Below are 22,372 nucleotides of genomic sequence, written 5' to 3'. Positions count from 1 at the left end.
CCCGTTCCACCGCCCGTCATAAAGGGTCAATCCGGGAGGCTTCGCCCTGACGCCGACCTGCGGGTCCAAGGTGAACGGCCGGAGCGGTACCGTTCGTATCATGGCACCCAGCACATCCACCGACGCTCCGTTCGGACGGATGCTGACCGCGATGGTCACCCCGTTCCTGCCGGACGGCGGCGTCGACTACGACGGCGCCGCGCGCCTCGCGACCCACCTGGTCGACGAGCGGCGCCACGACGGCCTGGTCGTCAACGGGACGACCGGCGAGTCGCCGACGACGAGCGACGACGAGAAGCAGAAACTGCTGCGCGCGGTCATCGAGGCGGTCGGCGACCGTGCGGTGATCATCGGCGGCGCTGGGACGAACCACACCGAGCACACCCTGCAACTCGCGCGGCAGGCCGAGACCGCCGGCGCGCACGGGCTCCTCGTGGTCACGCCTTACTACAACAAGCCCCCGCAGGAGGGGCTCATCCGCCATTTCACGGCGGTCGCCGACTCGACGGGCCTGCCGTGCATGCTCTACGACATCCCCGGGCGCGCCGGGGTGCCGATCCAGAACGACACGCTGGTGCAGCTCGCCGAGCACCCGCGGATCATCGCCGTCAAGGACGCCAAGGGCGACCTGTTCGGCGCCTCCCGGGTGATGGCCGAGACCGACCTGGTCTGGTACTCCGGCGACGACGTCCTGAACCTGCCGTGGCTGTCGGTCGGCGCCGCCGGATTCGTCAGCGTGGTCGGCCATGTCGTGGGTACCGAACTGCATGAGATGATCGACGCCCATCTCGCCGGCGAGCACGCGCGGGCTCTGGAGATCCACCGGCGCCTGCTGCCCGTCGTCGCCGCCATCATGACCCGCACGCAGGGCGCCATCGCCGTCAAGGCGGCGTTGAACCTGCTCGGCCTCCCCGGAGGCGGCCCGCTCCGCGCTCCGCTCGTGGAGGCCGGCCCCGAGTTCGTGGCGCAACTGCAAGAAGATCTTGCCAATGGAGGAGTCAAAGTGTCGGAGGTCGCCATCCCGGAGGTCGCCCGGTGAGTCATCCTCACCCGGAGCTCTCCGACCCGCCCGCCCCGCCCGAGAACGGCCTGCGCATCGTCGCGCTGGGCGGTCTGGGGGAGATCGGCCGCAACATGACGGTCTTCGAGTACGGCGGGCGCCTGCTCGTCGTCGACTGCGGCGTGCTGTTCCCCGAGACCGAGCAGCCGGGGATCGACCTGATCCTGCCCGACTTCGAGTACATCCGGGACCGCCTGGACGACATCGAGGCGATCGTGCTGACGCACGGGCACGAGGACCACATCGGCGCCGTCCCGTACCTGCTGCGGGAGCGCCGGGACATCCCCGTGATCGGGTCCAAGCTGACGATGGCGCTGCTGGAGGCCAAGCTCGCCGAGCACCGCATCAAACCGGCCGTGGACGTCGTCGCGGAGAGCGAGCGGCGCACCCTGGGACCGTTCGAATGCGAGTTCCTGGCGGTCAACCATTCGATTCCGGACGCCCTCGCCGTCGCCGTCCGCACGCCCGCCGGGCTCGTCCTGCACACCGGCGACTTCAAGATGGACCAGCTTCCGCTGGACGGGCGGCTCACCGACCTGCCCGGGTTCGCGCGGCTCGGCGCCGAGGGCGTCGACCTGCTGCTGTCGGACTCCACCAACGCCGAGGTCCCCGGGTTCGTCACCAGCGAGCGCAACATCGGCCCGGTCGTCGACGAGGTGTTCCGCACCGCCGAGGGCCGGCTGATCGTCGCGTGTTTCGCGTCGCACGTCCACCGCGTCCAGCAGGTCCTGGACGCCGCCGTCGCCAACGGCCGCCGGGTGTGCTTCGTCGGACGGTCGATGGTGCGGAACATGGGCGTCGCGCGCGAGCTCGGCTACCTGGAGGTCCCCGAGGGGATCATGGTCGAGCAGAAGCAGCTCGACGACATCCCGCCCGACAACCTGGTGCTGGTGTGCACCGGCTCCCAGGGCGAGCCGATGTCGGCGCTGTCGCGGATGGCGAACCGCGACCACCAGATCCGCATCACCGACCGCGACACCGTGGTGCTGGCGTCGTCCCTCATCCCGGGCAACGAGAACGCCGTCAACCGCGTCATCAACGGCCTCACCCGGTGGGGCGCGCGCGTCGTCCACAAGGGCAACGCGCTGGTGCACGTGTCCGGGCACGCCCCCGCGGGCGAGCTGCTGTACGTCCTGAACGTGACGAAGCCGGGCAACTTCATGCCGATCCACGGCGAGTGGCGGCACCTGCGCGCGCACGCGAAGCTCGCGATGCTCACCGGCGTCCCCGAGGACAACGTCGTCATCGCCGAGGACGGCGTCGTCGTCGACCTCGTCGACGGCAACGCGAAGATCGTGGGCGCCGTCCCCGCCGGGTACGTCTACGTGGACGGGCTGTCGGTCGGCGAGGTCACCGAGACGTCCCTGAAGGACCGCCGGATCCTCGGCGAGGAGGGGTTCGTCTCCATCGTCGTCGGCATCGACTCCACCTCCGGCAAGGTGGTGGCCGGGCCGGAGATCCACGCGCGCGGCGCCGGGATCGTCAACGAGGACTTCGAGGACGTCCTCGAACGGCTGGACGAGGTCCTCGCCGACGCGGCCGGCAACGGGGTCAACGACCTGCACCAGATCAACCAGCTCGTCCGCCGCACCGTCGGCAAGTGGGTGAGCGACAAGTACCGCCGCCGTCCGATGATCATCCCGGTGGTCGTCGAGGTGTAGGCCGCGCGGGCGTGCCGCGGACCCCGCCCGGTCCCGCGACACGCCCGCCCGCCGTCCCGGGCCGCCCGGGGATGCTTGGTTACTCTCGTAAGCATGGCCACACGTGCGTCCGGAGAGGCGAAGAGCTCCTCCCGCGCCGGGGGCAGCGCGGCTCGTCGACCCGCTGGGTCGTCCCCCCGGAAGCGACCGAGCGGCAACAGCGGAAGCGGAAAGGGCGGAGGCGGCAAGAGCGGCGGCAAGCCCGCACACGGCAAGGGCGGCTTCAAGCGCGCTCCCGCCGCCAAACCGGACCCGATCCCGCTGGCGATCCTCGGGTTCTTCAAGCTGCTGTTCAAGCTCTGGCAGCTGGCGGCCGTCACCGTCGGCTCGGTGTTCCGCGCGTACGGGAACGGCGCCCGCAACCTCGACCCGGAGCACCGCCGCGACGGGCTCGGGCTCGCGCTGCTCGGTTCCGCGATCGTGGTCGCCTCGGTGACCTGGTTCAGCCCGGACGGCGTCGTCACCGTCGCGCTCGAGAAGGTGATCCGCGGCGGGCTCGGCATCATCGCGATGGGCCTGCCCGTCCTGCTGGGCCTGCTCGCGTGGCGGACGCTGCGCCATCCCGAGCATCACGAGGACACCGGGCGCATCGTCATCGGCATCACGGCACTGGGCGCCGGCGTCCTCGGCATCCTGCACCTGGCCGCGGGCGTCCCGTCCCCGGCCGACGACATGGCGGGCGTCCGCGAGGCGGGCGGCGTGCTCGGCTGGCTCGTCTCGGCGCCGCTGGACACCGCGCTCAGCGGCTGGGTCGCCGTCCCGCTGCTGCTGCTCCTGTCGGGGTTCGGGCTGCTGGTCGTCACCGCGACCCCGATCAACAAGGTCCCCGAGCGGCTCGCCGAGCTGTGGTCGGTCGCCACCCTGCAGGGACGCCCGGAGCCCGAGCCCGCCGACGGCGCCGAGGACGCGGCGGAGGACGCGGCGCAGGACGCGCCCGCGCCGCGGAAGCGCCGCCGCAAGGGCCGCAAGGGCGCCGGCGGCGGCACCGGGAACGAGGAGCCGGAGATCGGGGAGCACTCGCGCCCCTACGACACCCCGCTGCTGGACGACTCCGCCGCGGCCGGTGCGTCCGGGAAGGGCGCCGCCCCGCGCCGCGACCTGGCCGACGACCTGTTCGACCCGGATCCCTTCGGCGCCGACGTCCCGCCGCCCGCGCCGCCCGGCGACGACGGCCCCCACCCGTTCGATCCGGCCGCCGGCGAGACCGCGGCCGCGCCGGAACCGGACGCCCCCGGAGGCGAGCCCGACCGCGAGGTGCCCGACCCGACCCCGGCGCCCCGCGGGTCCGAGCAGCTGCCGCTGTCGTCGTCCGGCGAGATCTACGTCCTGCCGGAGCCGTCGGCGCTGCGGCCCGGCAGCGCGACCAAGCCGCGCACCAAGGCCAACGACACCGTCGTGAACGCGCTCACCGGGGTGCTGGAGCAGTTCGACATCGACGCGCAGGTCACCGGGTTCACCCGCGGCCCGACGATCACCCGGTACGAGATCGAGCTGGGGCCCGCGGTGAAGGTCGAGAAGGTCACCGCGCTCACCAAGAACATCGCGTACGCGGTCAAGAGCGCCGATGTGCGGATCATCTCCCCGATCCCCGGCAAGTCGGCGATCGGGGTGGAGATCCCCAACACCGACAAGGACATCGTCAGCCTCGGCGACGTGCTGCGCGCGCCCGCCGCGACGAACGAGCACCACCCGATGATCGTCGGGTTGGGCAAGGACGTCGAGGGCCGCACGGTCGTGGCGAACCTGGCGAAGATGCCGCACATCCTCATCGCGGGCGCGACCGGAGCCGGCAAGTCGACCTGCATCAACGGGCTCATCACCTCGATCCTGATGCGGGCGACGCCGGACGAGGTCCGGATGATCCTCGTCGACCCCAAGCGGGTCGAGCTGACGATGTACCAGGGCATCCCGCACCTGATCACGCCGATCATCACGAACCCGAAGAAGGCCGCCGAGGCCCTCGAATGGGTCGTGGGGGAGATGGACCGCCGCTACGACGACCTCGCCGCGTCCGGCTACCGGCACATCGACGACTTCAACAAGGCCGTCAAGGCGGGCAAGCTCACGCCGCCGCCCGGCAGCGAGCGCGTCTACACCCCGTACCCGTACATGCTGGTGATCGTCGACGAGCTGGCCGACCTCATGATGGTCGCGCCCCGCGACGTCGAGGACTCGGTCGTCCGCATCACCCAGCTCGCCCGCGCCGCCGGGATCCACCTGGTGCTGGCGACGCAGCGCCCGTCCGTCGACGTCGTCACCGGGCTGATCAAGGCGAACGTCCCGTCCCGGCTGGCGTTCGCGACGTCGTCGCTGTCGGACAGCCGCGTCATCCTCGACCAGCCCGGCGCGGAGAAGCTGGTCGGGCAGGGCGACGCGCTGTTCCTGCCGATGGGCGCGAGCAAGCCCATCCGGATCCAGAACGCCTACGTCTCCGAGAAGGAGATCACCTCGGTCGTCGCCCACTGCAAGGGCCAGATGGAGGCGTCCTACCGCGACGACGTCGGCGACACGGCCAAGCCGAAGAAGGAGATCGACGAGGAGATCGGCGACGACATGGACCTGCTCGTCCAGGCGATCGAGCTCGTCGTGTCGACGCAGTTCGGGTCCACGTCGATGCTGCAGCGCAAGCTGCGCGTCGGGTTCGCGAAGGCGGGCCGGCTGATGGACCTCATGGAGAGCCGCGACATCGTCGGTCCCAGCGAGGGCTCGAAGGCGCGGGACGTGCTGACGAAACCGGACGATCTGCCCGGAGTGCTCGCGGAGATCCGAGGCGGCGGCTGATCAGCATGGACGCGCGGTACGGCGGCGGACGGCGGACGATCATGACGGAATGATGCGAAATCTTGCCCACTTTCGAACGCGTTGCGAGTCGCAGGGCGGGCATGCCCCTTCCTAGACTGGACCCACGAATGTGGGATCGGTCATAGTCGCCCCCGAAGGAGGCTCGCGTGAGCATCGGAGAGACCCTGGCGAATGAGCGACAGCGAGCCGGTCTCTCGGTGACCCAGGTGAGTCTCCAGACGCGGATCCGGGAGACCGTGATCCGCGGGATGGAGGCCGACGACTTCGCGCCCTGCGGCGGCAACTTCTACGCGCGCGGCCACATCCGCAGCGTCTCCCGCGTCATCGGCATCGACCCCGAACCGCTCGTCGCCGAGTTCGACGCGATCCACGGCGGCGCGCCCCAGCCCGTCTCGGCGATCTCCGCGTTCGAGCCCGAGCAGCCCGTGCGGGAGTTCCGTGAGCGCCGTCCGCCGAACTGGAGCGCCGCGATGGCGCTCGCGCTCGCCCTCGTGGTGGTGTACGCGGTCGTCCAGGTCGTCGGCCAGGACGGCGGCGAGCGGCGGACCGCCGCGCCGGTCGCCGGGACGCCCGCCGCGTCCCCGTCCCCGTCGGCGTCGAGCGGCCCGACCAAGAAGAGCGACCCAGTCGCCGCCGCGCCCCGCACGGAGGTGGACGTCCGGGCCACCGCGAACCGCACCGTCTGGCTGAGCGTCCGCGACGGGGACGGCGAGGCGCTGTTCACCGGGATCATGCGCAAGGGCGACCAGAAGCGGTGGACCGCCGACAAGGAGATCGACCTGGTGATCGGCGTCGGCGGCGGCGTCGACCTGACCGTGAACGGCAAGGACCTCGGGGCGCCCGGCGAGGGCGGCGGCGTGCAGCGGCTCAGTTTCGACCGGGACGACCCCGAAGCCGCCTGATCCGGGGCGATACGGTCGGCCCACCGGTCCCCCGGGCCGCCGGGGCCCATTACCTTAGGGGCATGTCCACTCGCCGCAAGGTTTCGCTGATCACGCTCGGTTGCGCCCGGAACGAGGTCGACTCCGAGGAGCTCGCCGCCCGCATCGAGGACGCCGGATGGGACCTGGCGGACGGGGCGGACGGCGCCGACGTCGTGGTCGTCAACACCTGCGGCTTCATCGAGGCGGCGAAGAAGGACTCCATCGACACGCTGCTGGCCGCGCACGACTCCGGCGCGAAGGTCGTCGCGGCCGGGTGCATGGCCGAGCGGTACGGCAGGGAACTCGCCGACGCGCTGCCCGAGGCGGACGCCGTCATCGGGTTCGACGACTACGCCGGCATCGGCGCGCGGCTCGACGACGTCATGGCCGGGCGGGCGCACACCGCGCACACTCCGCGCGACCGCCGCACCCTGCTGCCGATCACCCCGGTGGAGCGCGGCTCGTCCGTGTCCGGCGTCGCGATCCCCGGCCACGGCGACGGACCGGACGACCTGCCGGCGGGCGTCGCGCCCGCGTCGGGCCCCCGGGTGCTGCGGCGCCGCCTCGGCGGCGGCCCGGTCGCCCCGCTGAAACTGGCGTCGGGCTGCGACCGCCGCTGCACGTTCTGCGCGATCCCCGCGTTCCGCGGCGCGTACGTGTCGCGCCCGCCGGAGGAGGTGCTGGAGGAGGCCCGCTGGCTCGCCGCGCACGGCGCCCGCGAGCTCGTCCTGGTCAGCGAGAACTCCACGTCCTACGGCAAGGACCTCGGCGACCTGCGCGCCCTGGAGAAGCTGCTGCCGGGCCTGGCGGCGGTGGACGGCGTCGAGCGGGTCCGCGTCAGCTACCTGCAGCCCGCCGAGACGCGGCCCGGGCTCGTCGAGGCGATCTGCGCCACGCCCGGCGTCGCCCCGTACTTCGACATGTCGTTCCAGCACGCGAGCGGCCCGGTGCTGCGCGCGATGCGCCGGTTCGGCGACCGGGAGCGCTTCCTGGAGCTGCTCCACCAGATCCGCGCGCACGCTCCCGAGGCGGGCGTCCGCTCCAACTTCATCGTCGGGTTCCCCGGCGAGACCGAGGACGACTTCGAGGAGCTCGCCGAGTTCCTGTCGGCGGCGCGGCTGGACGCGATCGGCGTGTTCGGCTACTCCGACGAGGAGGGCACCGAGGCCGCGAACCTGGACGGCAAGGTCGATCCCGACGAGGTCGCGCGGCGCGTCGAGGAGCTGACCGGGCTGGCGGACGAGCTGACCGCGCAGCGCGCCGAGGAGCGGGTCGGCACCGACGTGCGGGTGCTCCTGGAGGAGAAGACACCGGACGGCGCCTTCGAGGGACGGGCCGACCACCAGGCTCCCGAGGTGGACGGCACGGTCCTGGTGCGCGGTGCGGGCCTCGCGCTCGGCGAGATCGTCACCGCCCGCGTCGTCGGCAGCGACGGCGTGGACCTGATCGCGGACGCGGCGGCGCCGTGACGGCCGGGGCGCCCGACCCGGTGGCCGGCGACCGGGAGACGTCCACCGCCAGCGTCTACAACATCGCGAACCTGCTGACCCTGCTCAGGATCGCGCTGGTGCCGCTGTTCGTGTGGCTGCTGTTCCTGGAGGGCACCGGCTGGCGGCTCGCCGCGTTCGCGGTGTTCGCCGCGGCGTCGATCACCGACAAGATCGACGGCGACATCGCGCGCGCCCGCGGCCTGGTCACCGACTTCGGCAAGATCGCCGACCCGATCGCCGACAAGGCGCTGACCGGCGCCGCCCTGGTCAGCCTGTCGCTGCTCGGCGAGCTGTGGTGGTGGGTGACCATCGCCATCATGGCCCGCGAGGTCGGCATCACGCTGCTCCGGTTCGTCGTCATCCGGTACGGGGTCATCCCGGCCAGCAAGGGCGGCAAGCTGAAGACGATGCTGCAGGTCATCGCCATCGGCTTGTTCATCCTGCCGGGGCCGCTCGACCCGATCCGCTGGGCGGCGATGGCCGCCGCCCTCGCCGTCACCCTGGTCACCGGCGCCGACTACGTCGTCCAGGCGTGGCGCCTGCGGCGCTCCCGGGACGGTGCGCGCGGGGGGCGGGCGCGCGAGGAGGGCGCATGACGGCGGACGGGTTCACCTACCCCGAGGTGGGGGCCACGCGCGACGGCCGCCGGCCGGAGGGCTACCGGTACCTGCGGGAGCGGACGCGCGTCGGCGCGGGCCCGGAGGCGCTGCGGGCCGCGGTGGACGCCGTCCTGGACCTCCGGATGCACCGTGCGCTGCCCGTCCGGGTGACCGCGTCGGGGCCGCGGGCAGAGCCGGGGGTCGACGTCGAGGTCACCGTGGGCGTGGGGCCGCTGCGGCTGCGGGCGCCCTGCCGGGTGGTGTGGACCCGCCGGGACGAGCGCGGCGGCGGTTTCGGGTACGGGACGCTGGCCGGGCATGCGATGTCCGGTGAGGAATCGTTCGCCGTGGACATCGACGACGACGGCGCCGTGTGGCTGACCGTCACCTCGTTCAGCCGGCCCGCGACGGCCGCGGGGCGGCTCGCGGGCCCGTTCGGCCCGCTGTTCCAGCGGCTCTACGCGCGCGGATGCGGCATCGTCCTGCGCCGGCTCGTCCGGCGCGGGCCCGCCCGCCCCTGAACGGAGCGGGCCGCGGGACCACGCCCACCCCGGTCGTGGTCCCGCGGCCCCGTTCACGGTGCCCCGCGCTCACAATTATCCCTGTGATTCGGGGTGCTGCGCGAATCGGACGGGTGAGTTTTGACTCACAATATGACGCTCACTTCTGCCTAATGTGGGACGCGGGCGCGTTGTGCGCGTGCCGATATGCGGTCGAGGTGCGCTCCAAGTCACACACGACGTGCATGTATGACGAACGGGTGAACGCAATGTGCACCCGATGGTTTTGTCGGGCGAGGAATAAGCGACCGCGTCCGCGAGTCGGTTTTCGTGTCGAACATACACTTCGTCCGGATTCGGCCGCCGGTCCGGCGGGCCCCGGCCGCCCGGCCGGGACGCCCCGGCGGCGTCGGGGCGTCGGCGGGCGGCGGTAGATTCGGACACCTGACCGGGAGGGGACGGGATGCGCGTCGAGCTGCTCACCGTCGGGGACGAACTGCTCCTCGGCGACACGATCAACGGCAATGCCGCGTGGCTGGGACGGCGGCTCGCCGACCACGGCGTGGACGTCACCCGCAGCGTCGTCGTCGGCGACGAGACGGACGTGATCGTCGAGGCGGTGACGGCCGCGCTCGGCCGGGCCGACGCGGTGATCACTACCGGCGGGCTCGGGCCCACCTACGACGACCTGACGCGGGACGCGCTGGCCGCGGCGGCGGGCGTCCCGCTCGTCCGCGACCCGGAGCTGGAGCGGCGGCTGCGGGAGCGGGCCGCGGCGGCCGGGCGCGAGGTCCGGGAGATGGCGCTGCGCATGGCGGACGTCCCGCAGGGCGCGGGGCTGCTGCGGAACTCGTCCGGGTCGGCGCCGGGGCTGCGCGTCGAACTGCCCGGCGGTGTCGTGTACGCGCTGCCCGGCGTCCCGTTCGAGATGCGCACGATCATGGACGAGGTGGTCCTGCCCGAGCTGGCCGGCCCGCCCGAGGTCGCCCGCCGCACCCTGCGGACCGCCGGCCTGTGGGAGTCGGTGCTGGCGGTGCGGCTCGCCGAGATCGAGGCCATGGACGGCGTCCGGCTCGCCTACCTGCCCCAGCCGGCGGAGGTGCGGGTCCGCGTCACCGTCGCCGGCGCCGGCACGGACGTGTGGGACCGCCTCGGCCACGTCGAGAAGCGGATCCGTGAACTGCTCGGCTCCGCCGTCTACGGGGTGGAGGACGAGACGCTCGACCGCGTCGTGCACCGGCTGCTGACGCAGCGCTCCGCCACGGCCGCGGCCGCCGAGTCGCTGACCGGCGGGCAGATCGGCGCGGAGCTGACCGCGATGCCCGGCTCGTCGACGACGTTCGCGGGCGGCGTCGTCGCGTACTCGACCGACCTCAAGCGCGACCTGCTCGGCGTCCCCGGAGACCTGCTCGCCGAGCACGGCGCCGTCCACCCGGACGTCGCGGCGGCGATGGCGGAGGGCGTCCGGGACCGGCTCGGCGCGACCTACGGGATCGCGGTGACCGGTGTGGCCGGACCGGAGCGGCAGGACGGCCACGCCGTGGGAACGGTCTATATCGGTGTGGCCGGACCCGGAAATACGCGCATCGTGACCCAACCGAAACTGCCCGTGCCCGGCCCCGGCCCGGAGACCCGCGACGTCATCCGCAGGATGACCGTCGTTCACGCGCTTGACCAGCTCAGACGGGCTCTGCTGGGGCTCGCCGCGGACCCCGCGGCCGAGCTCGCCCGGGATGATCGGGAAGAGTCGGGCTGATTACAGCGTTACGTTTCGAGCGAACACGAAATCAACGGTCTGCCATGGCCGCCGTCAAGCCAGGTACGGTGGAAGTGGCAGATGGTCCGAACTGAGGGAGGGAGCGAGACGATGGTCCTGCTTCGCCAGCTGCTCGGTGACGTACTGCGGCAGCTGCGGCTGCGCCAGGGACGCACCCTCCGTGAAGTGTCCGCGGCGGCACGGGTTTCCCTCGGCTATCTCTCCGAGGTGGAACGAGGGCAGAAGGAGGCCTCCTCGGAGCTGCTCTCCTCGATCTGCAAGGCGCTCGGGGTGCCGCTGTCGCACGTGCTGAGGGACGTCGCGGATCAGCTCGCCCTCGCCGAGCTGCAGCACGAGCCCGTCATGGCGGGTGCGCCCGAGCACGAGCGCATCACCGCGGAGAGCATTCCGGAGACCCCGGAGGAGATCACCGGCGAACTCCGCGCCGACATGGTCGCCGCCTGACCGGCGGTCCCGCCCGCCGGCGGGTGCGGGGGCCCCGGCCCCTGCGGTGCGCCCGGCCCTGCCGCGGCGCGGCGGAACGGAGGCCGCGCGGGCATGCGGCGCCGCTGCGGCCTGGTGCGGGGGCGGGGCCCATTGTGATGCCCCCGGTCGGCGGGCCGCGCCCGCCGCCGTCGTCCCACCGGCGGCCCGGGCCGCGGATGTGCCCGGCCTCACGGTTGGACGCGGCATAGCCGGGGATCCTTTCCCGTTGTAACGGATAACCGTAACGACGCGGAAGGAGCCCACAATGGCGGCGGTCAAGAGCCCGCTCACCGAATCGGCCCAGAAGGTCGCGGGGAACGCATTGCAGGGCGCCCTCGTCGACCTCATCGATCTGGCGCTGCTCGCCAAGCAGGCGCACTGGAACCTGACCGGTCGCAACTTCAAGGTCGTGCACGAGCACCTGGACGAGGTCGTCGACCTCGCCCGGCAGGGTCAGGACGACGTCGCGGAGCGCGCCGTGGCGATCGGCGTGAACCCCGACGGCCGCGCCCGCACGGTCGCCGACCGCACCGAACTGCCGCAGCTCGAGGCCGGCTACCTCGCCGACGACAAGGTCGTCAGCGCGATCACCGACGTGCTCGCCCAGATCATCGGCCGTTTCCGGGAGCGCATCGCGGAGACCGACGAGCCGGACCCGGTCACCCAGGACCTGCTCATCGGCATCACCCACGAGCTGGAGAAGCAGCACTGGATGTTCCAGGCGCAGACCTGATCCCGGTTCCCTGATCCCCCGACTCCGCCCCCGGCGCGCCGCCGCGATCCAGGCGCCCGGGCGGGCGTGAACACCGAGACCCCGGTCCGGACGGACCGGGGTCTCGGTGTTCCCCGGAACGCCCGGGCGGGCGCCGGCGTCCATGAGACATGGGTGCTGTGGGGAAAGGCGCGTGCCTCGGCGCGCTCGTGGCGGGAGCGCTGGTCGCGGCGGCGTGCGACACGCCCGTCGCGTGCCCGGCGATCGGGTCGCCGCCGGGGGTGAGCGTGGACGTGCGGCCGCCGGACGCGGAGCGCGCCGCGTCGGCGTCGCTGCGAGTGTGCTGGGACGGCGCCTGCACGACGTCGGAGGTCGCGCTCCGGCCGTCCGCCGCCGCCGTGCCGATGGGGTGCGGCGGGGACGGACCCGACGCCGTGTGCGGCGCCTCCGCCTCGCCGGACGGCGGCATGACCGGGTTCGCGCAGGTGGAGGGGCTCCCGGAGGCGCCCGTCGAGGTCGAGTTCGCGCTGCTGGACGACGGCGGCGACGCGGTGCTCGCGCGGCGGGTGCGGGCGACGCCGGAGGCGACGCGTCCCGGCGGGCCCGAATGCGGGGAGGGCGGCCCGCAGGCGCGGCTGGTCGTGGCGGGCGGGCGGGTCACCGCCGGCTGAGCCGCTCCAGGACGGTCTCGGCGAACTCGACGGCGAGGGGGCTCAGCGCGTCCCAGTCGCGGGCGGCCCACCCGGCGGTGAGCGGCGGCAGGTCCGGGATCGGGATCAGCCGGACGTCGCCGGAGCCGTCGCCCCAGCCGGGCAGCGCGGGGAGGATCGCGTGGCCGAGCCCGAGTTCGGCGAGCAGCAGCGCGGTGTCCCAGTCGGCGACGCTCGTCGTGGACGCCAGCCGCAGCCCGTGGCGCTCCAGGTGCGTCTTCAGGTGCACGCGGGAGGTCGAATGCTCGGGCAGTTCGATGTGCCGGATCTCCGCGAGGTCGGTGAGCGCGACGGACGCCCGGGACGCGAGGGGGTCGTCGTTGCGGACCGCCAGCGTCCACGGGAGTTCGCATGACGCGCGCTGTTCGACGCCGCCGAGCGGCGGGCCGATCGTCACCCACGCGAGGTCGGCGGCGTGCGAGCGGACGGCCTCGAGGCAGCGGCGGCTCGATCCGGCGGTCTCGAACTGCAGGGCGACCTCGGGATGGCGGGCGCGGAACGCCGCGACGCCGCCCGCCATGAAGTGCCGGACGGTCGTGGCACCGGTCGCGACCCGCACGGTCCCGCCGACGCCGCGGCGCAGGTCGTCCAGGAGGCGCAGGGCCCCGTCGAGGCCGGCCAGGCCGTCGGCGGCGGCCCGCCGCAGGACGCCGCCCGCGCGGGTGGGGACGACGCCGCGGGGCCGCCGCTCCAGCAGCACCAGGCCCGTCTCCCGTTCCAGGCGCTTGACGTGCTGGCTCACCGCGGACTGGCTGCACGCCAGGTCGCGGGCCACGGCGCTGAGGTTGCCCGCCTCGCAGACGGCGACGAAGACGCGCAGATCGTCCAGAGTCATGTGCTCCAAGCTAGCCCTTGGAGGAGGCTAAGGAAATCTGAGAATTGACTTGGGTATGAGCCGGTTCGATGATGAGTCCCGCGGGCGCAGGATCCGGCGACCCGCAGGCGGCGACTCGCCCGGCGTCCCGGGGTGCCGGGCGGGCGCCGACCGCCGGACACGGGGCGGGCGGCCCGGAACGGCCCCGGTCACGGCGGCGCGGGCTGGCAGCGCGGGCACCAGAAGGTCACGCGCTCACCGACGTCGGACGCCTGCCCGGCGCGGCGGACCGGGGTGCCGCAGCGGCGGCAGGGCCGGCCCGCCCGCCCGTAGACCCAGTGCTCGTGGCCGCGCCGCAGGTCGCCGGTCGTGACGTGGCCGTGGCGGTCCTTGTTGGCGTCCAGCAGCCGATGGGCGAGCTCCACGAGCCCGGGCAGGTCGGGAACGTCCCCGACGGGCGTCCACGGGTTCGCGCCGCGCAGGAACAGGACCTCCGCCTTGTAGACGTTGCCGATGCCGGCCACCAGCGTCTGGTCGAGAACGGCCTCGCCGACGGCGCGTCCGGGGCGGGCCGCGAGCCGCGCGACCGCCTCGGCCGCGAGCCCGGGCCCCCACGCGGGGTCGAGCAGATCGGGGCCGAGGTGCCCGACGGCGCCGTCCTCGTCCGCGGTGCGCAGCAGCTCCACCAGGCCGAGCGAGCTGCCGACCGCCTGCCACCGCGCGTTGGCGAGCACCAGCCGCACCCGGTGGTCGCGGGGGACCGGCCCCGCGCGCCGCACCTGCCAGCGTCCCTCCATCAGCAGGTGCGTGTGGACGGTGACGCCGCCCTCCACCCGGATCAGCAGGTGCTTGCCGCGCGACACGACCTCGTTGACCGTCCGGCCGCGCAGATCGGCGGTGGCGAGCCGGGGGACGCGGAAGTCCGAACGCGTCAGCGGCCGCCCGGCGAGCGCCTCGTGCAGCCGCCGGGCCGCGAGCCGGACGACGTCCCCCTCCGGCACGTCACCCTCCCGGTACTAGATGAGGGAGCCGCTCTCCCAGGCGGACGGGTCCTCGGTGAGGACGCGGACGGAGTCGGGCAGCTCGCCCTCGGCGATGTGCGCCAGGTTGACCCGCTCGAGGATGGCGCGCTCGCTCGCGCGCAGCGCGATCCACACCTCCTGCAGGGAACGCGCCGGACCCTCGTACCCGACGTGCTCGGGGCGCTCGCCGCGCACGCCCAGCAGCGGCCCGTCGATCGCCCGGATGATGTCGGCCAGCGAGATCCGCTCGGCGGGCCGGGCCAGCCAGTAGCCGCCCTCGGGGCCGCGCTGGCTCCGGACGAGCCCGGAACGGCGGAGCTGGCCGAGGATGTTCTCCAGGAACTTGGGCGGGATCTGCTGGGCCTCGGCGAGCTGGACCGCGGTCACGGGATGACTCCCGGCCACCGCCAGCTCCGCGGCGGCACGCAGCGCGTAGTCGACCCGGGCGGACAATCGCATGTACGCATTATCCCTTGCGATCGGACTGGTCGGGCGCCCGCCGCGCGCCCGCCGCGCAACGCGGGCGTGGCGCGTCCGCCGGAACCGGGCCGTTCATCCGGCGGACGCGCCACGGGTGGAGCCCCTCGGGAGCCGCGCCCGGCGCCCGAGGGGGCAGGTCAGGCCGTCCCGCCGGGGGCGGGGACGAGCCCGAGCAGTTCGGCGGCCGCCTGCGCGTTGGCGGCGGCGGCGCCGTAGGTCGCCAGGTAGACGGCCGAACCCGGCCGCCAGACCGGCAGGCCCATCTCGACGACGACGGTGTCGGGACGCGCGGTCAGCAGCGCGGTCGTCAGGGACCGCTGGGCCGCGTGCCGGTGCGCGTCCCGCAGGACGACGACGAGGCCGCGTCCCTTGGCACGGTCCAGGACACGGTCCGCGTCCCCGTCCGTCCCGTCCGTCCGGACGGCGTCGGGCGCCCACGGGTGCAGGCCCCAGGGCGTCGGGCCGACCGCGATGTTGCCGGACGACTCGACCTCGACGACCAGCGGCGGCGTCCCGTTCCATCCCGGGAGCGCTCCCGTGACCCGCACGGCGCGGCGCGCGCCCTCCAGCCCGGCGTCCCGGTCGGGCGACGCGGCGGCCTCGCCGGAGAGCCACCGGCGGAGGGCGTCGGTGCGGTCGGCGGCGTCCTGCAGCCGGTGCGGCGACAGCCGCCCGTCCCGCACCGCCGCCTCGACGGCCGCGAGCGTCGCGCGCAGCGTGTCGGCGTGCTCGTTCGGTCCGAGGCACAGCAGGTCGGCGCCCGCGATGAGGGCCCGCACGGACGCCTCGGGGATGCCGATCGCGCCGCTCGCCCCCCGCATGTCGAGCGCGTCGGTGACGATCACGCCGCCGTAGCCGAGCCGCTCGCGCAGCAGCCCGGTGATCGCGGCGTGGGACAGCGTGGCGGGCAGGCCCTCGGTGACCGTCGGCACGTTGAGGTGCCCGGTCATCACCGCGCGGGCGCCGGCGTCGATCGCCGCCCGGAACGGGACCAGCTCGCGGCGGTCCAGCAGCGCCAGGTCGGCGTCCACGAGCGGGATCGTCAGATGGGAGTCGACGACGGTCGCGCCGTGCCCGGGGAAGTGCTTGGCGCACGCGGCGACGCCCGCCTCCTGCGTCCCGGCGACGGCCGCGGCGGCGTGCCGCGCGACCAGCGCGGCGTCGGACCCGAACGAGCGGGTGCCGATCACCGGGTTGTCGTCGGCGGTGTTGACGTCCACGGACGGCGCGAAGTTGAGGTTGACGCCGACCTCGGCCAGTTCGGCGCCCATCGACCGGTAGATCCGGCGGGTCAGCTCCGGGTCGTCGACGGCGCCGAGCGCGGCGTTGCCCGGGTAGGGGCTGCCGGTGGCGTGCCCGCCGAGCCGGGTGACGTCGCCGCCCTCCTCGTCGATGCTGACCAGGGGGGCGCCGGCCCCCCGCATCCGTTCGGTGAGCGCGGCCAGCGACTCGGGGCTCGGCACGTTGCCGGTGAGGGCGAACAGGGTGACCCCGCCGAGTCCCCGCTCCAGCTCGTCCAGCAGCCAGCCCGGCGCGGTGGCCCCGGGGAAGGACGGGGACAGCGCCGTGCGGGCGAGCCGGGTGATCTCCCCGGTGGTGGCGATGTCGTCGGTCGTCACCCCTTCACCGCCCCGGCGGTCAGCCCGGTCACCATGCGGCGCTGGACGATCAGGAAAAAGATGATGACGGGAATCGTGAGCAGCGTCGACGCCGCCATGATGGGCCCCCAGGAGTTGCCGCTGCGGCCGAAGAAGAACTGCAGCATGATCGGCAGGGTGTACTTGTCCTGGTCGTCCAGGAAAGTGAAAGCGAAGATGAACTCGTTCCACGCGGTGATGAACGAGAAGATGCTGGTCGCGACCAGGCCGGGCGCGACGAGCGGGAGCATGACGGTGAAGAACGTCCGGATCGGCCCGGCGCCGTCGATGGCCGCGGCCTCCTCCAGCTCGCGCGGCACCGCCGCGACGAAGCCGCGCAGCATCCAGATCGCGAACGGCACCGCGAACCCGATGTAGACGACCAGCAGGCCCCACATGCTGTTCAGCATGTTGAGCTGCTTGAGGTCCAGGAACAGCGGGATGACCAGGGCCTCCAGCGGGACCATCTGGACGATCAGCAGCATCACCAGGAAGGTCGTGCGGAACCGGAAGCGGAACCGCGCGACGGCGGTGGCGGCCAGCAGCGCCAGCAGCCCCGACACCAGGACGGTGCCGAGCGCGAGGAGCGCGCTGTTGGAGAAGTACTTCCAGAACGACACCTCGGCGACCGAGCCGTTGACGATGACGTCGAAGTGCTCCAGCGTCGGGTCGGTCGGCAGCGGCTTCGGCGTCGAGCTGAAGATGTCCCCGTTCGGCTTGAACGCGGTGGACGCCATCCAGAACACGGGGAAGACGGCCAGGACGAACACCACGACGCCGATGCCGTTCCAGGTGATCTTCGAGAAGAGCTTCCTGCGGCCGGGCTTGCCGCCGTGCGCGGGAGCCCCCGCGGCCCCGCGCTTCCGGACGGCCGGGGCGTTGAGCGAAGCGGTCATCGTGTCTCCCCCTGACGCACCATGACCCGCACGTAGAGGGCCGTGACGACGAGCAGGATCAGCGTGAGCACCAGGGCGATCGCCGACCCGTCGCCGAGCTTCGGATTCATCGAGCCGAACGCCTCCGAGTACGCGTACAGCGAGAGGTTGAAGGCGTCCCGGTTGGCCATCCCGGCCATGATGAACAGCTGGGTGAACACCTTGAAGTCCCAGATGATCGACATGACCAGCACGACCAGGAAGATCGGCTTGAGCATCGGGTAGGTGATGCTCCAGAACGTCCGCCACGGGCCGGAGCCGTCGACGCGCGCGGCCTCGTACAGTTCGCGCGGGACGCTCTTGAGCCCGGCCAGCACGGACACGGCCACGAACGGGCACGCCTGCCACACCACGCAGATCGTGAGGACGGTGTAGGTGGGCAGCGGCTTGGAGAACCAGTTGTAGCCGAGCCAGTCGCCGCCGACGAGGAAGTCGGGGAGCAGGTCCAGCGTCCAGTTGACCAGGCCGCCGGTCGTGCCGAACAGCCAGGTGAAGATGATCGCCGCGGTGACCGGCGGGGTCGCCCAGGCGACCATCACGCCGCCCGCGACGAGGTTCGACATCTTCTTGCCGAGCTTGTTGAGCAGGAGCCCCACCAGGGTCCCGATCACCATGGTGAGCGACACCGCCACGACGGCGAACAGCACCGTGTGCCGGAAGGTAGTCCAGAAGAACGGGTCTCCGAGGACGTCTTTGAAGTTCTGGAGGCCGACCGATTCGGCCGGCTCGCCGCGCAGCTGGCGGTTGCCGACCTTCTGGAACGACATGATCCCGATCTGGATCATCGGCCAGAACATCAGCAGGGCGATCACGACCACGGTGGGCGCGATCAGCAGGTACGGCCCGAGGCGGGGCCGGCGGCGCGGGCGCGTGCGGCCGGCGGATCTGCGGCCGGGCGGTTTGCGCACCGCGGGAGCGGTGTCGAGCATGGTCGGTTCCGTTCAGGAGGGACGGGCGGCCGTGTGTCTTCCGGAGGGACCCCCGCGCGCACGCGCGGACGGGCGCGTCCGGATCGCGGCCCCCCGCCGCCGCGCCGGGCGCGCGGCGGCGGGGAGCCACGGTGTCACGGGTTGAGCAGCGTGTTCGCCTGCTCGTTGGCCTTCTTCATCTCCGCCGCGGCGTCGCCGCCCTGCATGATCGCCTTCAGGGTGTTCGGCAGCACCTTCTTGGCCTGCTCGAACTCGGCCCAGCCGGCGGTCATCGGCGGGAACTTGGTGTTCTTGGCGATGTCGGTGAAGACGGCGAGCTTGGGGTCGGAGAACGACACGTCCGAGCGCATGGACGAGAATCCGCTGTAGTCGGCCCACGCCTTGGCGTTCTTCGCGTTGTTCAGGACCTTGATGTAGTCGAAGGAGACCTTCTCGTTCGCGGTGTCGCGCCAGACGGCGACGTCCGAACCGCCCGCCATGACCGGGGCGTTGCCGCCCGTCTTGGCCGGGATCGGGAAGACGGCCCACTGGTCGGCGTTGTCGGGCGCGATCTCCTTGAGCTGCTTCAGCGCCCAGCTCCCGTCGAAGTACATGCCCAGCTTGCCGAGCGCGAAGTCGCGCTGCGGGCCCTCCAGCTCGTTCTTGCCGACGTACTTACCGGAGTCGTCGAGACCCGCGTAGTACCCGGCGGCCTCGATCGCCTGCGGCTGGTCGAGCTTGCCGGCCCACTTGTCGCCCTCCTTGACCGCGACCTCGCCGCCGTTGCCCCAGATGAAGCTGATGATCGCGTTGGTGTGGTCGCTCGCGACGCCGATGCCGGGGACGTCCTTCTCCGACTCGATCTTCTTCGCGGCGTCGGACAGCTCGGCCCAGTTCTTGGGCGGAGCGATCTTCAGCTCCTCGAACCAGTCCGTCCGGTACCAGACGCCCCGGACGCCGCCGTACCACGGCACCGCGTAGGTCTTGCCGCCGGACTGGTCGTTCTCCAGCGCGGTCTTGTTCAGGGTCTTGGCGTCGGCCCAGTCGTCGACCAGGTCGGTGATGTCGGCGAGGTTGCCCTGCTCGATGTGGGACTGGACGTCGGTGTTGCCGAGCTCGGTGACGTCCGGGCCCTCGCCGCTCGCCGCGGCCTTCTGGAACTGCGTGGCGACCTGCGGCCACGGCACGTACTTGATCTTGACGTCGGTGTCCGGGTGGGTCTTGCGGAACTCGGTCTCGACGTCGTCCAGGAACTTGGTCTGCTCGGGCGTGCCCTCGCCCATCATCCAGACCTCGAGTTCGGCCGGGGCCTTGTCGCTCCCGCCGTCGCCGCCGTCGCCGCCGCAGGCCGACGCGGCCAGGGCGATCGCGGCCGCCGCGGCCGCCATCTTGATGTACTTCACTGGGGGATCCTTTCCGGCATCGCCTCGCGCGGCCTTGTGGCCTGCGGTGTGAGCCGGGCACCCGGACCCTTTAAGGTCCGGTCATGCCCCGCTCGCAGTCGCATGGTTCGCGGGCGCCCTGCTCGCCGCTCGGCGCTCTGCGCGCGTCCACCGGTCCCGGGTAGGGGCCGATCGGCGCATGCGTAAACTAACAAGAAACTTTCCTAAACAAAACCGCCCGTTAGCGGATTGAGACATCGAGGGGTGCCAAGGATGGCCAGACGCCCGGGAACGCCGCGGCTGCTGCGTGAGCTGAACGATCGCGCGGCGCTGGACCTGCTCGTGGAGCAGGGGCCGCTGACCCGCGCGCAGATCGGCGAGCACACCGGGCTGTCGAAGGTCACCGCCTCCCAACTGCTGTCCAGGCTCGAGGAGCGGGGGCTGGTGGCGGTGGTCGGGGAGCAGGCCGGAGGGCGCGGCCCGAACGCCGCCCTGTACGCCGTGGTGCCGTCGAGCGCCTATGTCGCGGGCCTCGAGGTGGGCCCGGACGGGGTCACCGCGGGCGTCGCCGACATCACCGGCCGGATGGTCGCCCAGGTTACCGTCGATCCGAACGGAGCGGACGATCCGGTCAAAACCGTACATAGTGCTGTAGTGAAGGCGTGCCGGTCGGCGAAGGTCGCGGTCGGACGGCTGAAGGCGTTCGTCATCGGCACCCCCGGCGTCGTCGACCCCCGCTCCGGCGACGTCCGGTTCTCCTTCGACCTGCCGTCCTGGCACGAGGGCGTCCTCGCGGCGCTGCGCACCGACCTGCGCCGCCCGGTGACGATCGAGAACGACGTCAACCTCGCCGCGCTGGCCGAGCGCGCGTACGGCGCCGCGCGCGACGCGGACGATTTCGCGCTCATGTGGTTCGACCGCGGCATCGGCCTGTCGGTGATGCTGGGCGGTCGGCTGATCCGCGGCCGGTCCGGCGGCGCGGGGGAGATCGGCTACCTGCCCGTCCCCGGGGCGCCGCTCCCGCTCGGCGCGGCCCGCCGCCCGCGGGACGAGGGCGTCACCGAGTCGACGACCTGGGGGATCCCGGCCCTCGCCGGCGGGTACGGCTCGCTCGTCGGCGCGGACGCCGTCCGCGCGCTGGCCCACGCGCACGGCCTCACCGAGCCGACCGCCGTCGAGTGCGTGCGCGCCGCGGCGGCCGACGAGGACCGCGGCGGCGCGTTCCTGGACGAGCTGGCCGACCGCATCTCCTACGGCGTCACCTCGGTCAACATCGTGCTGGACCCGGGCCTGGTCGTCCTGTCCGGGCATCTGGGGCACGCGGGCGGGGCGCCGCTGGCCGCGCGCATCGAGCGGGCCGTGGGCCGGCTCAGCCCGACGAGTCCGGTGGTCGCGGTGACCGAGGTGGAGGGCGACCCGGTGCTGCGCGGCGCCGTGCACGCCGCCCTGGAGCAGGCCCGCGACGACGTGTTCTCCGCCCCCGCGGAGGACTGAGCGGAGGACCGAGGGGACGGGACCGCCCCGGAAGCGCCGACGCCCCCGCCGGACGGACCGGCGGGGGCGTTCCGTGCTTCGCCGCTTCGGCGGCCCGGTGCGGCTACTTGTCCGCGGTGGACGGCGCGTCGGGCGCCTCGTCGTGGCGCCGCGGATCGTTCAGCGCGCGGTCGATGACGGTCTGGCTGATGATCTGGCGCTTGCGCCGCTGCGCGGCGGCCCACCGTGCGGTAGGTGTCATGCTGTTCCCCGTTCCGCGGCGAGCCCTTCCCCGACTCCCCGCAACCCCGTACCCCTTCATCATCCCAGAGAAAGGGCCCCGGGGTATCCGCCGCAAGGAGGAATCCGCAATCAGACTTCCCGCGTAGGCGGGGTCCGGCGGGAAAGGATCGCGTCGGCCGCGGTGCGCGCGATCGCCGCCGCGTCCCGCACGCCGCCGACGCTGTGGGCGATGTTCGCGCCCTCGTGGACGATCGCGAGCTGGTCGGCGAGCGTGCCGGTGGCGTCCTCCCCGGGGAGGGCCCGGACGAGCCGGGCGTACAGCTCGCGGGTCCACGCCTTCTGCTCGGCGGCCAGCCCGTGCACGGGATGGGACGCGTCGGGCAGCTCGGCGCACGCGTTGACCATCGAGCAGCCGCGTCCCGACCCGCCGGCGAGCCACTCGCCGAGCGCGTCGAACGAGGCGAGCACGCGCTCGCGCGGGTCGGCGACCGCCGCGAGCCGCTCTTCCATGAACGCGCGCCAGCGCTCGTCCCGGGCGCGCAGGTACGCCATGACCAGCGCGTCCTTCGAGCCGAACCGGTCGTAGACGGTCTTCTTCGTGACCCCGGCCTCGGCGGCGACGAGTTCCATCCCGACGCTCGTGATGCCGCGTTCGTAGAACAGCTCGCTCGCGACCTCCAGGACCCGGCGGGCGGCGGGGGTCAGCGGACGGTCCGTGTCGGTGGCGGGCATCGTGTGGC

21 protein-coding genes are annotated in these 22,372 nt (G+C 72.9%); 12 read left to right on the top strand and 9 right to left on the bottom strand.

The window, feature by feature from the left end; all coding sequences use genetic code 11:
• The first annotated feature begins 100 nt into the window (after positions 1-100).
• The 11 genes from dapA (at position 101) to ACFQ11_RS05835 (ending at position 12,699) form a co-directional block, all read left to right on the top strand.
• Entirely contained in the window at positions 101-1,039 is a 939-nt protein-coding gene (gene dapA / locus ACFQ11_RS05885; protein ID WP_378296812.1) for a 4-hydroxy-tetrahydrodipicolinate synthase, read from the top strand.
• On the top strand, positions 1,036-2,721 hold the full coding sequence (locus ACFQ11_RS05880) for a ribonuclease J (protein WP_378296811.1): 1,686 nt from the start codon (positions 1,036-1,038) through the stop codon (positions 2,719-2,721). The genes dapA and ACFQ11_RS05880 overlap by 4 nt, the downstream gene beginning before the upstream one ends.
• A gap of 93 nt (positions 2,722-2,814) precedes the next feature.
• Positions 2,815-5,541: an FtsK/SpoIIIE family DNA translocase gene (locus ACFQ11_RS05875; RefSeq protein ID WP_378296809.1), complete on the top strand. Its 2,727-nt coding sequence runs from the start codon at positions 2,815-2,817 to the stop codon at positions 5,539-5,541.
• Between the two features lie 167 nt (positions 5,542-5,708).
• The gene (locus ACFQ11_RS05870; RefSeq protein ID WP_378296808.1) at positions 5,709-6,464 is read left to right on the top strand and encodes a helix-turn-helix domain-containing protein; all 756 of its coding nucleotides are present in this window, start codon (positions 5,709-5,711) and stop codon (positions 6,462-6,464) included.
• Between the two features lie 62 nt (positions 6,465-6,526).
• Positions 6,527-7,954, top strand: a complete 1,428-nt coding sequence (rimO, locus tag ACFQ11_RS05865) for a 30S ribosomal protein S12 methylthiotransferase RimO (protein WP_378296807.1) — start codon at positions 6,527-6,529, stop codon at positions 7,952-7,954.
• Positions 7,951-8,571 carry a CDP-alcohol phosphatidyltransferase family protein gene (locus ACFQ11_RS05860; protein WP_378296806.1) on the top strand — a complete coding sequence of 207 codons (621 nt, stop codon included), beginning with the start codon at positions 7,951-7,953 and terminating at the stop codon, positions 8,569-8,571. Before rimO ends, ACFQ11_RS05860 begins: the two co-directional genes overlap by 4 nt.
• A complete protein-coding gene (locus tag ACFQ11_RS05855) occupies positions 8,568-9,095 on the top strand; it encodes a DUF1990 family protein (protein WP_378296805.1) in 528 nt (175 codons plus the stop codon). The genes ACFQ11_RS05860 and ACFQ11_RS05855 overlap by 4 nt, the downstream gene beginning before the upstream one ends.
• Before the next feature lie 442 nt (positions 9,096-9,537).
• Complete coding sequence (locus ACFQ11_RS05850; protein WP_378296804.1) at positions 9,538-10,830, top strand: CinA family nicotinamide mononucleotide deamidase-related protein; 1,293 nt, start codon at positions 9,538-9,540, stop codon at positions 10,828-10,830.
• Positions 10,831-10,941: 111 nt separating this feature from the next.
• Complete coding sequence (locus tag ACFQ11_RS05845; protein WP_378296803.1) at positions 10,942-11,295, top strand: helix-turn-helix domain-containing protein; 354 nt, start codon at positions 10,942-10,944, stop codon at positions 11,293-11,295.
• Positions 11,296-11,581: 286 nt separating this feature from the next.
• Positions 11,582-12,049 (top strand): Dps family protein, encoded by a 468-nt coding sequence (locus ACFQ11_RS05840; RefSeq protein ID WP_378296802.1) that lies wholly within the window; start codon positions 11,582-11,584, stop codon positions 12,047-12,049.
• A 149-nt stretch (positions 12,050-12,198) separates the two neighbouring features.
• Positions 12,199-12,699, top strand: a complete 501-nt coding sequence (locus ACFQ11_RS05835) for a hypothetical protein (protein ID WP_378296801.1) — start codon at positions 12,199-12,201, stop codon at positions 12,697-12,699.
• On the opposite strand, the gene ACFQ11_RS05830 is transcribed toward ACFQ11_RS05835, so the two are convergent.
• The 7 genes from ACFQ11_RS05830 to ACFQ11_RS05800 form a co-directional block, all read right to left on the bottom strand.
• The gene (locus ACFQ11_RS05830) at positions 12,686-13,573 is read right to left on the bottom strand and encodes a LysR family transcriptional regulator (protein ID WP_378296800.1); all 888 of its coding nucleotides are present in this window, start codon (positions 13,571-13,573) and stop codon (positions 12,686-12,688) included. The two genes, ACFQ11_RS05835 and ACFQ11_RS05830, sit on opposite strands and share 14 nt — an antisense overlap.
• A 188-nt stretch (positions 13,574-13,761) precedes the next feature.
• Positions 13,762-14,553 carry a DNA-formamidopyrimidine glycosylase family protein gene (locus ACFQ11_RS05825; RefSeq protein WP_378296799.1) on the bottom strand — a complete coding sequence of 264 codons (792 nt, stop codon included), beginning with the start codon at positions 14,551-14,553 and terminating at the stop codon, positions 13,762-13,764.
• Between the two features lie 15 nt (positions 14,554-14,568).
• Entirely contained in the window at positions 14,569-15,033 is a 465-nt protein-coding gene (locus ACFQ11_RS05820) for an RrF2 family transcriptional regulator (protein ID WP_378296798.1), read from the bottom strand.
• Positions 15,034-15,191: 158 nt separating this feature from the next.
• Positions 15,192-16,673, bottom strand: coding sequence for a glycoside hydrolase family 3 protein (locus tag ACFQ11_RS05815; RefSeq protein ID WP_378296797.1), 1,482 nt, complete (start codon positions 16,671-16,673; stop codon positions 15,192-15,194).
• A complete protein-coding gene (locus tag ACFQ11_RS05810; RefSeq protein WP_378296796.1) occupies positions 16,670-17,587 on the bottom strand; it encodes a carbohydrate ABC transporter permease in 918 nt (305 codons plus the stop codon). Before ACFQ11_RS05810 ends, ACFQ11_RS05815 begins: the two co-directional genes overlap by 4 nt.
• Positions 17,584-18,555, bottom strand: a complete 972-nt coding sequence (locus tag ACFQ11_RS05805; RefSeq protein ID WP_378296795.1) for a carbohydrate ABC transporter permease — start codon at positions 18,553-18,555, stop codon at positions 17,584-17,586. Before ACFQ11_RS05805 ends, ACFQ11_RS05810 begins: the two co-directional genes overlap by 4 nt.
• 134 nt (positions 18,556-18,689) lie before the next feature.
• Complete coding sequence (locus ACFQ11_RS05800; protein WP_378296794.1) at positions 18,690-19,937, bottom strand: extracellular solute-binding protein; 1,248 nt, start codon at positions 19,935-19,937, stop codon at positions 18,690-18,692.
• Positions 19,938-20,189: 252 nt separating this feature from the next.
• Between ACFQ11_RS05800 and ACFQ11_RS05795 the strand changes: the two genes are divergently transcribed.
• On the top strand, positions 20,190-21,410 hold the full coding sequence (locus ACFQ11_RS05795) for an ROK family transcriptional regulator (protein ID WP_378296793.1): 1,221 nt from the start codon (positions 20,190-20,192) through the stop codon (positions 21,408-21,410).
• A 103-nt stretch (positions 21,411-21,513) separates the two neighbouring features.
• Here the strand turns inward: ACFQ11_RS05795 and ACFQ11_RS05790 are convergent, their stop codons facing one another.
• Positions 21,514-21,651 carry a hypothetical protein gene (locus tag ACFQ11_RS05790; protein WP_378296792.1) on the bottom strand — a complete coding sequence of 46 codons (138 nt, stop codon included), beginning with the start codon at positions 21,649-21,651 and terminating at the stop codon, positions 21,514-21,516.
• A gap of 110 nt (positions 21,652-21,761) precedes the next feature.
• Entirely contained in the window at positions 21,762-22,364 is a 603-nt protein-coding gene (locus ACFQ11_RS05785) for a TetR/AcrR family transcriptional regulator (protein WP_378296791.1), read from the bottom strand.
• Positions 22,365-22,372: the final 8 nt, after the last annotated feature.

The organism is Actinomadura sediminis (genome assembly GCF_042675525.1).
Classification (GTDB): Bacteria; Actinomycetota; Actinomycetes; order Streptosporangiales; family Streptosporangiaceae; genus Spirillospora; species Spirillospora sediminis.
This window is presented reverse-complemented; position numbering and strand designations above follow the sequence as displayed.

Excerpts from the sequence above, each read along its gene's own strand:
- dapA (WP_378296812.1), top strand. The coding sequence starts at position 101 with ATGGCACCCAGCACATCCACCGACGCTCCGTTCGGACGGATGCTGACC.
- ACFQ11_RS05875 (WP_378296809.1), top strand. The coding sequence starts at position 2,815 with ATGGCCACACGTGCGTCCGGAGAGGCGAAGAGCTCCTCCCGCGCCGGG.
- rimO (WP_378296807.1), top strand. The coding sequence starts at position 6,527 with ATGTCCACTCGCCGCAAGGTTTCGCTGATCACGCTCGGTTGCGCCCGG.
- ACFQ11_RS05855 (WP_378296805.1), top strand. The coding sequence starts at position 8,568 with ATGACGGCGGACGGGTTCACCTACCCCGAGGTGGGGGCCACGCGCGAC.
- ACFQ11_RS05850 (WP_378296804.1), top strand. The coding sequence starts at position 9,538 with ATGCGCGTCGAGCTGCTCACCGTCGGGGACGAACTGCTCCTCGGCGAC.
- ACFQ11_RS05845 (WP_378296803.1), top strand. The coding sequence starts at position 10,942 with ATGGTCCTGCTTCGCCAGCTGCTCGGTGACGTACTGCGGCAGCTGCGG.
- ACFQ11_RS05840 (WP_378296802.1), top strand. The coding sequence starts at position 11,582 with ATGGCGGCGGTCAAGAGCCCGCTCACCGAATCGGCCCAGAAGGTCGCG.
- ACFQ11_RS05835 (WP_378296801.1), top strand. The coding sequence starts at position 12,199 with ATGGGTGCTGTGGGGAAAGGCGCGTGCCTCGGCGCGCTCGTGGCGGGA.
- ACFQ11_RS05830 (WP_378296800.1), bottom strand. The coding sequence starts at position 13,573 with ATGACTCTGGACGATCTGCGCGTCTTCGTCGCCGTCTGCGAGGCGGGC.
- ACFQ11_RS05820 (WP_378296798.1), bottom strand. The coding sequence starts at position 15,033 with ATGCGATTGTCCGCCCGGGTCGACTACGCGCTGCGTGCCGCCGCGGAG.
- ACFQ11_RS05810 (WP_378296796.1), bottom strand. The coding sequence starts at position 17,587 with ATGACCGCTTCGCTCAACGCCCCGGCCGTCCGGAAGCGCGGGGCCGCG.
- ACFQ11_RS05805 (WP_378296795.1), bottom strand. The coding sequence starts at position 18,555 with ATGCTCGACACCGCTCCCGCGGTGCGCAAACCGCCCGGCCGCAGATCC.
- ACFQ11_RS05795 (WP_378296793.1), top strand. The coding sequence starts at position 20,190 with ATGGCCAGACGCCCGGGAACGCCGCGGCTGCTGCGTGAGCTGAACGAT.
- ACFQ11_RS05790 (WP_378296792.1), bottom strand. The coding sequence starts at position 21,651 with ATGACACCTACCGCACGGTGGGCCGCCGCGCAGCGGCGCAAGCGCCAG.
- ACFQ11_RS05785 (WP_378296791.1), bottom strand. The coding sequence starts at position 22,364 with ATGCCCGCCACCGACACGGACCGTCCGCTGACCCCCGCCGCCCGCCGG.